This is a genomic window from Paenibacillus sp. 2RAB27 (assembly GCF_052115445.1).
GTDB lineage: Bacteria > Bacillota > Bacilli > Paenibacillales > NBRC-103111 > Paenibacillus_E.
This window is the reverse complement of record NZ_JBFRGR010000024.1, coordinates 47,811-60,432: the sequence shown is the minus strand read 5'-3', so window position 1 is coordinate 60,432 and position 12,622 is coordinate 47,811. Positions and strand designations below refer to the sequence as shown.

Sequence of the window (12,622 nt, the reverse complement as noted above, 5' to 3'; positions counted from 1 at the left end):
TCTTACTTTCAATCCAAACATTCGTTAAGACCTCAATTTTCTTGATTGGAGTGCGATTTTTTTAGAAGTGCTGATGTGACTGAACCTGATGTGATATATTGGGCATAGAGGGGGGTAATGGAATGAAGAAATGGAGCATTAAGTTCAAGCTGCTAATCATGACTGGCCTATTTATTCTATTTTCCGTGATCCTAGTTTCCTTCGTCTCTTATCATCAGTACACCAAAGACTTCGAGAATCAGTCCACCGAGAGGGTTCAGCAGATTATCGAGCAAGCCTCTCTGAACATCGACAATTATCTGGATGATTTATCGCGTTTATCGGTCGCCCCCTACCGAAATCCAGCTGTTATGGCTGCACTGGAAACTACTCAACCCGATTCGGAGATCGAACAACTCAAGAAGACTCGTACGATTGAAGATTTTCTGGATGAGATTATGATCATTCCAAGAAATGATATTCTGACTGTTTTTGTATTAACGGATACGGCATACTCTAGCGGTAGAGTGCAGACCAACATCGATTCAAAGGTCGATTTCCACAACTTCAACTGGTATAAGGAAGCGCTTTCAACTCAAGAATCGATCTTCGTCCCCGCGCATATGCAGCAAATTATAAAGAACCCGAAGAATAAGGTCTTCTCAATTGTACGGCAGCTTCGCAGCACCAAGGATACGGAGAAAATTATCGGCATTATTAAGGTGGATGCTAATTACAGCGGTATTGAAGCCATTGGCAATAAAGTGAACATGGGCAGTAAGGGCGGACTCTTCATTGTGGATGCAGATAATAACCTCATATTTTCCAATGTCAAGGGCGGTCATGAGCTGGACCTCTATCAAACTATGCTGAAAACCAGCCATTCTAAGACAACGATCCGGTTGGATAATGAGAACTATCTGCTTAATGCCACTCCCATTTCACGAGCTAACTGGACCGTTGTTGCCGTAAACGCCGTTGCCGAGCTCAATCACAATGCCATCACAACAAGAAACATCGCTTTTTTAATGGCGATTATTAGCTCCTTTCTCGCTATTCTTGTCTATTTCTTCTTTATCAAAAGATTTCTGACACCTTTGCTCACCATTGTAAAGCTGATGAAAGAAATTGACCGCGGTAATTTATCCGTCACCTTTCCTAACTACAGGCATGATGAGATAGGCTACCTGGGGTCCTCGTTTAACGAGATGGTTCACCGCATTCAAGTGATGCTTGAAGAGAATACAAAGCTTGTCAGCGAAGTGTATGAGGCTAATTTCCTACAAAAGGAAGCGCAAATCAAAGCCTTATTTAACCAGATTAGGCCTCATTTTATTTTCAACACACTCAATATGATTAGCCTACTTATGCAGAGTGGCAAAGAGGAGCAAGCTGTAGACCAAATCAACAAGCTTAGTTCCCTCCTAAGGAGTATGACCACCTGGGATAAAGAAATCACGATTGGGCAAGAAATCAACTTACTTGAAGCTTACCTCAGTATTCAAAGCAGCAGATTCGACGGAAGGCTGGAATACACTATTACCATTGCTAATTCGCTGAGCAGTTATTATATTCCTGCGCTCCTCCTGCAGCCTGCCGTAGAGAATGCAGTTATTCATGGGTGTGAGATGAAGAAAGAGAAGACGATCATACACATTTATAGCGAGGAAGATGATACTAATCTCTATTTCTATGTTCGCGATAATGGGAAAGGCATAGATGCCGATAAGCTGGCAAAACTACGGCAACGTGTGGAATCGTTGGTTTATAACGAGGATCTCCAAAGTCTACCTAATCGGGCAAGTACGGGAGTCGGTCTTGTCAATGTGAATAAGCGGATCAAGCTGAAGTATGGGTCTGAGTACGGGCTTACGATTGATAGTACGCCAGAAGTAGGTACGTGCGTCACGATCATTTTACCCAAATTAGATGTTAGAAGGGAGAAGCCGCATGTATAAAATGCTCGTGGTCGACGATGAGTCGCTTACTAGAGATTATCTGAAGCTAACTATTCCGCAGATTAATGCCCGGTGGGAGGTTGTACATGTCGCCTCGGATGGCAAGGAAGCGCTCGAGCTTCTCGATCAATATGCCGTTGATTTAATCCTCACCGACATTAAAATGCCCGTCATGGACGGCCTCACTTTATGTAAAATCGTCTCGCAAAAGTCTCCTCGTCCGAGAATAGTCATCCTATCAGGCCATGATGAATTTTCCTTTGCTAAGGAAGCCATTACTTATGGTGTAAATGAATATTTACTGAAGCCMATTGTTAAGGATGAGCTGCGCGTCGTCCTCGAACGTATTATGAAAGATTTAGATAGAGAAAAAAGTCAGCTGCTTACCCAGCACTCGATGCATATTCTCTCAGAGGACTCCAAAAACCATGTGGTCAAAAATTTCCTCAAAGCAGTCATTGAAGACAGTTATGCTGAGATCAAAGTACTCTACCCGCTTCTCTTCCGACTTAAGGTGAGCTTAATCGAGTCTGAAGGTAATCTGATGATCCTCTCTTTGGATGAAGATAAGATCATTCGGAAATCTATTCCATATGCCGATATTCCTGTATTTAAATATATTTTGCAACAAATTGCAACGGAGATTGTGGAGGAAGGACGTGTGTTCTACGACTCAAAGGAAAATACAATAATACTTGTAACTGGTGAGAACCAAGATGACCTGATTGAACAATGCCGAGTCATTCATGCGAAAGTAGCTGACGCGATCTATAGGAGTACGGGTATTACGATCACTGGTGCTATTGGTACTTGTGTCAACGATGTACTTCACTTGAGCTCCTCTTACCGCAAAGCGCATAAGATGCTGCTGAGCCGTCTGTTATATGGCGGTAACTCCTGCTTCTCCTTCAGCGGTGAGCGTAGGGATATGCCTTCCATTCTAGAACTGGATAAAACCATGATGGCCATTCAATCTGGATTGCTTGATGGTAGTGAGACGAACTACATGGTTTCCGTCCGCCATTATGCCGAGCTTATGGACAATTACCATCCTCCCGTTGTTTACAGGTATGGCGTACACTTAATTAGATGCATGGCAGACATGAATCCGAACTTCACAGATGAAGGGATACAAACGGCTCAAACGATCCTTAGGAAACTGGAAAGCTTCACGCTACAGGAACCATCCAAGGAAGATGTGCTGCTTATCTTTTATGAAATTCTCAAATCCTTCAACCTGCATGCGATGCCTAGACCCACGAACGAGAACGAGCACGACCTTGTAGCTAAGGCCAAAGAATACATCTATTCGCACTATTCGGAGCCCATATCTCTTGCCATTATTGCAGATAAAATAGGCGTTTCAGCAAGCTACTTGAGCAATGTTTTTCATAAAAGCGTGAATGAATCTTATATAAAATTTTTAACTAGAGTGCGCATGGAGCAAGCCGCCAAGCTTCTGAKAGCAAGACCTGCTGAGAAGATTGTAGAAGTATCGGACAAAGTTGGATATGTAAGTGTCAAGCATTTCTCCCATGTATTCAAGCAGCACTTCCACATGCCTCCTGGAGAGTATCAAGAAAAGCAAGCTGCAGCGTTAAAAGGATGAGAAAAGCCGTCAGGGGAGCTCTTCCTGGCGGCATATTTTAGATTTAACATACGAGGGGATTTGCAATCCCCGTATTACTCTTTCAACCATTCGAGGCAACATATAATCTCTGAATACCTCCATTTATCTCCGTTTACCTGCCATTCCTGCGGTTGTCAACCTAGTAGGGGTCTGCTACTCTTTGGATAACAATACCTATAAACGGGAAAAGGGGCTACCCCTATGCTGAATCGGAATGTCATGTTAACGGATACGCAGCGATTTTTGCTTCGAAATGTGTCTATTATTGTACTCGGTCTCTTCATTAACCAAATGCTCCAAACCGTGGGAAGCATCGTTCTAGCTCGCGTCTTAGACGATCCAACCAAATTCGGCCAAGTGAATCTCCTTTTGCAAATTTTCGGCATGGCCTCCTTGTTTCTCAATGTCGGATTCAACTCCTCCTTAATCTATACTTTTTCTAGGAAACCGGCCCAGGCGGTACAAACCAATTTTCGCGTTGCTTTTTTCGGGAGCTCACTATTCGGGGTTATCTTCGGGATCATACTCGCGCTACTCGCACCAATCCTAGCGAATTATTATCATTTACCTGAGCTAGAAGGAGCCCTGATCCTGAGCTCAATCATGTTTGTTTTCAACTCCATCATCAATATTGGCGTCGCTTCTTTCTCAGGAAACCGCGATTTCGGTGTTCAGGCTTTCTTCATGGTCATCACCACAACACTTGCCACTTCGGGTACTGTTGTTGGCGTATTATTGCCAATTGGCTCGTTGAACCTACTCGAAAATATCTCGCTTTGGATGAGCGTGGGGGCGATCCTGACGGCTCTTTTTATTGGCTGGAAAGTTGAACGTGTGCATAATCCGAAATGGTTCGGCGGCATCCCTATGCAAGAGGTGAAGACCATGATGGCGTATGGTCTCCCTTCCTGGGCTGGGAACATTGCGAAAGCGTTTCAACAACCTTTCCTAGTCATGATGGTTGGTTCCAGTTCGGTTATCGCTGTCGGCTATTTATCCAATGGCTTCCGGATAACAGGCTTCATCGGTATCATTACGTGGGCGTTCATGATCGTCACCTTCCCATTCGTAGCTGAGAGTGCGCAGGATTTGAAGGAAAGCAAGCACCGTGGGACGAGCTGTGTCCGTTATAACAATATTTTTCTGTATCCGCTGACAGCGCTCATCTGTTTATATCCCGATCAGATCAACGGATTTCTATTCGGGGAGAGCTTCACATCCGGAGATTCCGCTGCTTATATTCGACTGATGGCTTTAGGCGTCTTATTCTCCTCCGTTGGTCGTCTTGGCGGAAGTATTCTAGCGGGAATTGGCAAAACCAAAGCTAACTTCTGGGTCATGATCGTCGCTGGGATTTTCGTTATTGCCATTGTTCCATTCATTGCAGCTAAAAGTCCCGTCTTGGCTGTTTGTATGTATACAGGGGGATGGGCTGTCTCCGCGCTCGCGATGATTGGTTTCTTTTACTACGAAAAGTTCCCGCTTGACTGGTGGAAAGCTTATGGACAGCCTCTTCTGCCTACGATCGGAATGATGGCCATCATGGAAGCCGGTTCGTTTGCGAAGGGTTGGTACCCCATTTTCATCGTCGCTGGTCTCGTAGGTTTGCTCATTTTAACAATCATGATTGAAAAACGCCCCCATACAGGGACTGACATACATACGACAGCAGCCCGCTGAATATAGGGTGGAAAGCAGAAAAGCACTTCAAAGGCAGCCATACCGCCTTGGAGTGCTTTTTGTTTGCAAATACTAGATTGAATTCGCGTATTTGTTATTTGTTGTAATCTCAAATTTTTGTCGTATATGTCTTACGAACCCTGTGTAACCTTTAAGGCGAAACGCCTTGTTCTAAAGAAATGGGAGGCCTGCTTAAAGTTTAGATGGAAAAACTACAGTTAAAAATGGAAAATCCCTTGTGTTTCAGTGATTAGATGGAAAATATCCAGTTGTTTTAACCGATATATGAGAATTTGAGCTATAGGCGGAATAATACCTGTAGAAAATACAGCTAGTTTGATAAATAGACGAATTACGGCTCAATTAGATGGAGAAAATCCAGTTAGTCATCCCACTGAAGGCCGCCAGCAGTCAGCCCTAGCTACCTGCACCCAACCTAGATACGCCCCATAGCGGAAATGGAAAGCCAACATGGAAAAGCCAACCACCACAATCAGCAGTTGGCACCTTGACTTCGGGTTCGAAAAGATGTAAGGCTAGCGCCTCTTACTCAAGTCCCACAAAACGTTTGATACGCACAAGCCGAAGGTTCCGGCAGCGCGGCATACTCCGCCTGCTCAGGTGCATGTGCGAAGGGGTTCGCTAGCACAGCAAGCAGTCGCTCCATCACGCTATTGTCACCATGTTCGACCGCGGCCTCTAGCGCTTCTTCTACTCGATGGTTACGCGGAATGACTGCAGGATTGCTGCTGCGCATCAGTTGCTGTGAGGCCGTTTGGTCTTCCTGTTGTCTGCCTAGTCTCGCCTGCCATTGTTCCTGCCAAGGGGCAAATTCTGGCGCGCTGAACAAGGCTGATTCCTCTATTTTATTAAACGTCAATGCTAAGAACGTATTCGTATAATCCGCACTATGCTTCTCCATCATGCTTAGCAAGCCTTCGATCAAGGCAAGATCTTCTTGCTCTTCATGAAAGATTCCTAGCTTCGCTCTCATTCCTGTGAGCCACGCTTGTTGATATGTCTTGGAAAATTCGGACAGCGCACCCTCGGCTAGTTTAATAGCTTGCTCCTCGTCAGCATGCAGCAGCGGCAAAAGGGTTTCTGCAAATCTAGCGAGATTCCATACCGCAATAGGTGGTTGATTGCCATAGGCGTAACGACCATGCGTGTCGATGGAGCTGAACACGATCGCTGGGTCATAGGCATCCATGAAGGCACAAGGACCGTAATCAATCGTTTCGCCGCTAATGGCCATATTGTCGGTGTTCATCACACCGTGAATAAAGCCAACGAGCTGCCATTTCGTAATGAGCTTGGCTTGACGCTTGATCACTTCCTGAAGGAAGTGAAGGTAGCGTCGCTCGCTCTCGTTCTCACTCGCATCAACTTCAGGATAATGTCTCTGTATGGTGTAGTCCGCAAGAGTCTGAACATCCTCCACCGTCCCATATTGTGCTGCATATTGGAAAGTACCAACGCGGATATGGCTTGCCGCTACGCGTGTCAGAACTGCGCCAGGCAGCTCGGTTTCACGGTAAATAACATCACCCGTTGTTACAACTGCTAAGCTGCGCGTCGTAGGAATGCCAAGTCCGACCATCGCTTCGCTGATGATATATTCGCGCAGCATCGGTCCAAGGGCTGCGCGGCCATCGCCTCGACGGGAGTAGGGGGTTCTACCTGAACCTTTCAGCTGAACATCCACCCGCTCACCTTGCGGAGTTATTTGTTCGCCTAGCAGGATTGCACGGCCGTCTCCCAGCATGTTGAAATGCCCGAATTGATGAGCTGCATAAGCTTGCGCAAGCGGTATCGAACCTTCTGGTATATGGTTGCCAGTGAGCATAGCAACACCCTCATCGCTTCGCAATGCTGAAGTATTTAATCCCAACGCCTCTGCCAATGGCTCATTCAGAACAATCAACTTCGGTGCGCGCCCAGGTGTGGGGTCAACCTTCGTAAAGAACGTTTGCGGCAGACGTGCATAACTGTTATCAAAGTTCCAGCCTGTATCTTGTTTGGCAATGTGTTCTGTCATTGTATCTCCTCTTTCTTGCTCCAACATGTTACTTTCCCAATTATATCATAGTCGACAAAAAAACCTCTTCATAAGCATAGTCGAAGAGGTTTTTCTTATCGTTAGTTTCTATTTCTGATGCTGCGTTGCAAATCGTTTTAATATGGTTATCGTATTAAAATGCATGCCCTCGTGATATAAGGTGAAGTTTAGGAATTCTCCAATTGTATTGAGGAGTAGACCGCTGCCTGTCGTAAATGGCTTAGCCACGCGTTCATCTAAGCGATCTTGCAGTACCTCCTGAATCCGTTTGGGTTGCTCAGCAAGCAACACAAGTAATTCCTCAAGCGAAGGGAGTTTCTCATGCCAATCTGCTGGTTTGGTACCTTTTGCAAATAACCGATCAAAGTTCTCTGGCAATTGCAGCGGCTCTCCGGCAAAATGAAAAGCAAACTTCTCTTGAACCGTGTAAATATGTCCCAAATTCCAGCGGATGTTGTTATTAAATCCTTCGGGTATGTGGTCTATTGTGCTTTCCGATAGTCCTGCAACTGCTTTGATGGTTGATTGACGAATAAAATCCAGTTGCTTGAGAGTGATTGATTCCATAAGTTATCCTCGCTTTTTTACTCTACTGTAGCACGTTTCCAGCAAGCTTGCGCTACATTTTTCAAAATCAAAGCTTGCTCCCACCGACTAGAGAGCTCCCGACCATCTTGCCCCTTGATCGCATAAGGTGCAGGACCCAGCTCGCACACGAAAGGAAGCACATCGCCGGGCTTAGCACCCTCCAGCCAATAACGCATCGCTTGGGTCCACCATTGCTCATAACGCGCTAATATCGCATCCGAATAGCCCACAACGACTTGAATTTGCTCACCAGACGATATACGGCTATGAATTGCTGACGTTCGTTGCAGTACCACATCAAGAAGAGGCTCCGCCTTTTCTTGCTTCTCCGTCATTTCCCCTGCCAGCACATAGTGGGAGATATCCAGCGTAAACCGCAGATTCGGCAGCGCTTGCGCGTATTGCACAGTGCGAATCAAGTCTTGTGTAATTTTGCCACGATGCGTCTCAACATAAAATGGCAGGCTATTCGCAGCCGACACAGCGGTGAGCCCACCTAGCAGATCAATCGCTGCTTCGTCTATCACAAAAGCATCCGCCACCTGCCCATTCACATACAACATATCCATATCAGCGGCATGCTGAATATGTGCTGATAAGTCGGTTGGGCTGAATGGGAAACAATGTGAGCCAAAGCTCAGACTGTATTGATTCAGCAGCCTTTTCCACTCATCCCTAGCATCGATCTCCGGCACTCTCGCCAAGATGCCAGTAAAGCCTGCGCCTGCGATGCGCTCAAGCTTTGCCTCTAGCGAAAGCTCAGATTCTAACTCCATCATCGCCCACATGGACTGATGAATTTCGAGCCGTGGAGGGCGATTAGAGCCATCATTGATCCTGGTTATATCGAATTTTCCCATCATTTGTATTAATAGCCTCCTAGGCTACCCGCCGGTTTATTTTTATTCAGATCACCATGCGCCTCCATGTATACGGCACGTTTCTTCACCGTTCGCTCAGCTTCTTCCTGTGCCGCACGCGCATCGCCGCCATGAACTTCTTCAATCATCCAACGCTGTCCAAAGCCTGCATGCACAACCTCATCTGCCCAGTCAAAATCTTGAAACGTCGTCATAAGCGGATCCTTCGCGATATCGCGGCAGAACTCCCACTCTTCGCGTTTGCCTGGCGGATACTTCATTGCTGCCTTCTCAATAGCGATTGTTAGATGCGAATAGGCCTCCGTTCCTTCAAAAAGCTGTGCTGTCATATCATACCACCCCGTCCAGTTAGGGAATTGATACACATCGTACCCCTTTGCACGAAGAGCAGCTTCGCCGAACCAACTGTGACGAACCTCATCCCACATATGCCTAGCGGTATCACGGTAGAAATGCCATGGTTTGCCCTCTGTTGTGACATGTACATAAGCTACGCCTTCCGCTGGTGACATCTCGTAATACCTCGACAGCATCATCGTCATAAATCTTCCTTCCGTATTATCAGGGAGATTCATGCCCTGCATTTTCACGACCTGTGGGATGAAACGACTGTCCCGTGAACTGATTTGCGGCATGACGAATGACTCCGTTACGATTCGCGCAGATGGATCTACGGGAACTCGTTCCTCCCATCCTGTTACACTCCCCGCTGCTGCGAGCAATTGTTCCACATACATTTTCCAATGCTGCGCTTGTTCCTTCTCCGATTCCGATGCGGATTCCAGTAGATATTGAAGCGCCTCGCGACCCCAGTCCATTTGCTCCTCGCGGTCGATGAGCTGATGCTTCAAGATATGAAGCGTAGGTTCATCAACGAGAGGCTGTGCTTTGCTTTTATAGGCATGAATGGCCGCAATTTGGGCAGGTTTCACCACGCCAAAGAGTGCAGTCAACAAACACAACGTTGTTGCTGAATTCAGCACCGTTTGCATAAGTTCATAGAGCGATGCGTCTGGACATTTATCGAATGCTACCGTGCTCATGCGCAGCTGCTTAATTCGATTGCGGAATTGATCGTGATGCTCCGCATCCTGCGAGCTTAAGCGTGCAAGCGCTCCTTTTATTTCATATTCAGGTCTAGCCGCCATATGCGCAGCCTCGATCCGCATAAGTTGACGATCGACATAAGCAATCCGTTGTAAGGTTTTGGCTGATTCCTCTACGGACATGCCGATACGATCCCAATCCTTGATTCCCATGAATGGATGCAACATAAGTACCCCTCCAGTATCTTTGCACTATAATATGAACTCATGAACTAATCATAGTGGTACTTACTATAAGAATACATGCATTGAATCACCTATAAATTTGCACTTTAATACATAACATCGCAGTTTACATTTCGTCATTTGGCCCGATAAAGCCTAGTCGGACTGTCATTGCCCATTTGGCAATTTTCAGTGTTTCAGCTATGGTCGAATACGATAACATCGATTGTTTATCAGTTCCTTGCAAACCCCATACAACAATACTTTCATTTTGCGGCACTCTGACGCTTTGTTGTAATTTCATTTCACCTGTCATGCCTATTGCCGCTGGTTTATCCACTCTGACTGTCGAGCTATAGTAACCATTACGTTCGATAATTGCATATTCCAGTTCGCTATAGACAGCGCCGTTAGGATCTTGGCGATCTTTAAACGAATAAACAAAATCACCTTCAAAATGGTAATTACCCATCTCGTCTTTGTTATTCTCCATCATGCTCATACTCATGCCCGTTGACGTATTCTTCTTCACACCATCATTCCAATAGTCGAAACTGACTGCAAGATTCTGTTGCGGCCCCTGATATTGAAGCGCAATTGAACCTGACATCAGCCCCATAAAGGGCTTCAGCTTTTCGTTATTTTTATGATCAAATAGCGGTTCAGGAGAAGCTGACCACGTCGAACTGTCTGTTTTATCATCCACCTGAAACTCAAGAGCACTCATAACTTTGCGGCTTGAGACGTCATTCACAACGGCCCAAGTCATCAGACCTGCCACTATGATAATTGAAAGTAGTTGCGGGATTTTATTTGTACTCATTCCTATGCACCTCCATGAAGTTATAAATACTTATATTTCATAATACTACCACAATATGGTTGGATCAGCGTATGAACGATTCCTCGTTTCCCAAATGATCCTCAGATTGCCATGGCAAATTCCAATTGCCAGAATTAACTGGATTTCCTACATCTATTTCCGGGTAAAACCAGCCTTTGGGGAGTTTAACTGGATTTCCTACATCTAATTTTGCTCAAAATGTCCCATTTGACCAAATCGGCCTGAAATAACGGGAGGAAATCCAGTTAGTTTGCGAAATGCCGCCTTTTCGCTTAAATTAGCTACAGAAAATCCAGTTATTCGCTTGGCCACCAGGATGCCCGGTTGTTAGCGCCGATGCTTGTAGTTATACATGAACATATGCTTCTGCTTGCACCAGCACGAGGAGTAATGCCTGCGCATGAGAAAAAGGACGATAGTCCGCTTCGTCAAATGACTTTACGGGTATCGTCCTTTTATTTAGCCTCTTTTAATCGGTGCTGCAAGCACGATTTTCCCTCTTGGATTATCTCCTACAGCATCTGGTTCAAGTGTAATCGCCACCGCATCGAAATTCTGTGGATTAAACGAATAATATAACGCCCCGTTTCCATCCTGAGATAAGAAGGTACCGGCATTATACGTATTCTCACCTTTGATCAGCCAAACTTGATAAGCTTCCGTGCCTTTTAGTTCTGGCAGATTCTCTGCTTGAACAACAAGATGAGTGCCACTCTTATACTGCCACATTCTGGATCGGCAAGCCTTACATGGAATTGAATGGACAGCGTAAAGAAATCGGTACGCCGATCTTCCTGCAAGGTGGACGTACGCAAGTTCCTCTACGTTTTATAACTGAGCTTCTCGGTTGGGATGTCAAATGGTATGAATCCGATTGGTCCATCACGTTAACGAAACTAATGACTACTATGGTGGAGATGGGACATTCTCATTAGCACGCCCATACTTTAGATTCTTTTAAGAAATAAATAAGCACCTGTTTAGATCTCCAATTTACAATAAGAGAGGAGTGAGTCAATGAACGGGGGCTATAGCCATATATGAGTAAAAAGCTAGGAATAATCTCGATTATCATCATTATGGCGGTTGCGATCGTGGCGATATTCCCTTATATCACCCTAAATCCAGCGAATAGTCGCGTTACGCTCCATGCGAATTTCCCGTTGCACTACATCGTGCTGACGAGTCATATCGCACTTGCTTTGGTTGCTCTGATCAGCGGCTTGTTTCAATTTCATGCACGCTTTCGCACCAACTATCCTGCCTGGCACCAAGCGCTCGGACGGATCTATGTCTTTAGCGTTATGCTTAGCGGATGTCTAGGTCTTGTCTTAAGCTTCTACGCAGAAAACTTCACGAAAGCCATGGCGTTCCTGGTCTTAAGTGTGCTTTGGCTGCTCACCACGTGGAACGGTTTCCGCTTTGCGATCAAAGGGCAGCTCGCCCAGCATCGGATCTGGATGATGCGAAGCTATGCTGTCACACTCGTTGCCGAAGCTGCCAGAGTTATCGTGCCGATCTGCATTCTCCTCTATCTGGCCATGCACGGGTTCCATCTTCCTGAAGGTGGTCGAGAGCAGATGGTTGCAGAGATTCTCAACATCAACGTGTGGTTCGGTTTGATCCTTAATCTTGTTGTTGTGGAATGGTATTTACTGCGGCGGCGGATGAAATGAAAAAGAGGGCTTTCCACCTAGTCTTGTAACTAGTGGAAAGCCCTTTCCTATGAGAC

The 12,622-nt window shown here is 45.8% G+C and carries 11 protein-coding genes; 5 read left to right on the top strand and 6 right to left on the bottom strand.

The window, feature by feature from the left end; all coding sequences use genetic code 11:
* The first annotated feature begins 122 nt into the window (after positions 1-122).
* From AB4114_RS25900 to AB4114_RS25890, 3 genes are all read left to right on the top strand, one after another.
* The gene (locus tag AB4114_RS25900; RefSeq protein ID WP_441991047.1) at positions 123-1,937 is read left to right on the top strand and encodes a sensor histidine kinase; all 1,815 of its coding nucleotides are present in this window, start codon (positions 123-125) and stop codon (positions 1,935-1,937) included.
* Positions 1,930-3,546 (top strand): response regulator, encoded by a 1,617-nt coding sequence (locus AB4114_RS25895; RefSeq protein WP_441991046.1) that lies wholly within the window; start codon positions 1,930-1,932, stop codon positions 3,544-3,546. Before AB4114_RS25900 ends, AB4114_RS25895 begins: the two co-directional genes overlap by 8 nt.
* A gap of 222 nt (positions 3,547-3,768) precedes the next feature.
* Positions 3,769-5,247 carry an oligosaccharide flippase family protein gene (locus AB4114_RS25890; protein WP_441991045.1) on the top strand — a complete coding sequence of 493 codons (1,479 nt, stop codon included), beginning with the start codon at positions 3,769-3,771 and terminating at the stop codon, positions 5,245-5,247.
* Positions 5,248-5,797: 550 nt separating this feature from the next.
* Here the strand turns inward: AB4114_RS25890 and AB4114_RS25885 are convergent.
* The 6 genes from AB4114_RS25885 to AB4114_RS25860 form a co-directional block, all read right to left on the bottom strand.
* Positions 5,798-7,285, bottom strand: coding sequence for a protein adenylyltransferase SelO (locus AB4114_RS25885; RefSeq protein WP_441991044.1), 1,488 nt, complete (start codon positions 7,283-7,285; stop codon positions 5,798-5,800).
* Between the two features lie 108 nt (positions 7,286-7,393).
* A complete protein-coding gene (locus AB4114_RS25880) occupies positions 7,394-7,873 on the bottom strand; it encodes a DinB family protein (protein ID WP_441991043.1) in 480 nt (159 codons plus the stop codon).
* A 17-nt stretch (positions 7,874-7,890) separates the two neighbouring features.
* Positions 7,891-8,757, bottom strand: coding sequence for a sugar phosphate isomerase/epimerase family protein (locus tag AB4114_RS25875; protein ID WP_441991042.1), 867 nt, complete (start codon positions 8,755-8,757; stop codon positions 7,891-7,893).
* A gap of 5 nt (positions 8,758-8,762) precedes the next feature.
* Entirely contained in the window at positions 8,763-10,049 is a 1,287-nt protein-coding gene (locus tag AB4114_RS25870) for a hypothetical protein (RefSeq protein ID WP_441991041.1), read from the bottom strand.
* Between the two features lie 124 nt (positions 10,050-10,173).
* Complete coding sequence (locus tag AB4114_RS25865; RefSeq protein WP_441991040.1) at positions 10,174-10,869, bottom strand: hypothetical protein; 696 nt, start codon at positions 10,867-10,869, stop codon at positions 10,174-10,176.
* A gap of 480 nt (positions 10,870-11,349) precedes the next feature.
* Positions 11,350-11,619 (bottom strand): anti-sigma factor, encoded by a 270-nt coding sequence (locus AB4114_RS25860; RefSeq protein ID WP_441991039.1) that lies wholly within the window; start codon positions 11,617-11,619, stop codon positions 11,350-11,352.
* A gap of 20 nt (positions 11,620-11,639) precedes the next feature.
* Between AB4114_RS25860 and AB4114_RS25855 the strand changes: the two genes are divergently transcribed.
* The gene (locus AB4114_RS25855) at positions 11,640-11,825 is read left to right on the top strand and encodes a stalk domain-containing protein (protein ID WP_441991038.1); all 186 of its coding nucleotides are present in this window, start codon (positions 11,640-11,642) and stop codon (positions 11,823-11,825) included.
* A 105-nt stretch (positions 11,826-11,930) separates the two neighbouring features.
* Entirely contained in the window at positions 11,931-12,566 is a 636-nt protein-coding gene (locus AB4114_RS25850) for a DUF2306 domain-containing protein (protein WP_441991037.1), read from the top strand.
* Positions 12,567-12,622 lie beyond the last annotated feature (56 nt).

Bases quoted from the DNA above. Each gene is read 5' to 3' on its own strand.
- AB4114_RS25850 (WP_441991037.1), top strand. From the start codon at position 11,931: ATGAGTAAAAAGCTAGGAATAATCTCGATTATCATCATTATGGCGGTT.
- AB4114_RS25885 (WP_441991044.1), bottom strand. From the start codon at position 7,285: ATGACAGAACACATTGCCAAACAAGATACAGGCTGGAACTTTGATAAC.
- AB4114_RS25865 (WP_441991040.1), bottom strand. From the start codon at position 10,869: ATGAGTACAAATAAAATCCCGCAACTACTTTCAATTATCATAGTGGCA.
- AB4114_RS25855 (WP_441991038.1), top strand. From the start codon at position 11,640: ATGGAATTGAATGGACAGCGTAAAGAAATCGGTACGCCGATCTTCCTG.
- AB4114_RS25870 (WP_441991041.1), bottom strand. From the start codon at position 10,049: ATGTTGCATCCATTCATGGGAATCAAGGATTGGGATCGTATCGGCATG.
- AB4114_RS25890 (WP_441991045.1), top strand. From the start codon at position 3,769: ATGCTGAATCGGAATGTCATGTTAACGGATACGCAGCGATTTTTGCTT.
- AB4114_RS25880 (WP_441991043.1), bottom strand. From the start codon at position 7,873: ATGGAATCAATCACTCTCAAGCAACTGGATTTTATTCGTCAATCAACC.
- AB4114_RS25860 (WP_441991039.1), bottom strand. From the start codon at position 11,619: ATGTGGCAGTATAAGAGTGGCACTCATCTTGTTGTTCAAGCAGAGAAT.
- AB4114_RS25900 (WP_441991047.1), top strand. From the start codon at position 123: ATGAAGAAATGGAGCATTAAGTTCAAGCTGCTAATCATGACTGGCCTA.
- AB4114_RS25875 (WP_441991042.1), bottom strand. From the start codon at position 8,757: ATGATGGGAAAATTCGATATAACCAGGATCAATGATGGCTCTAATCGC.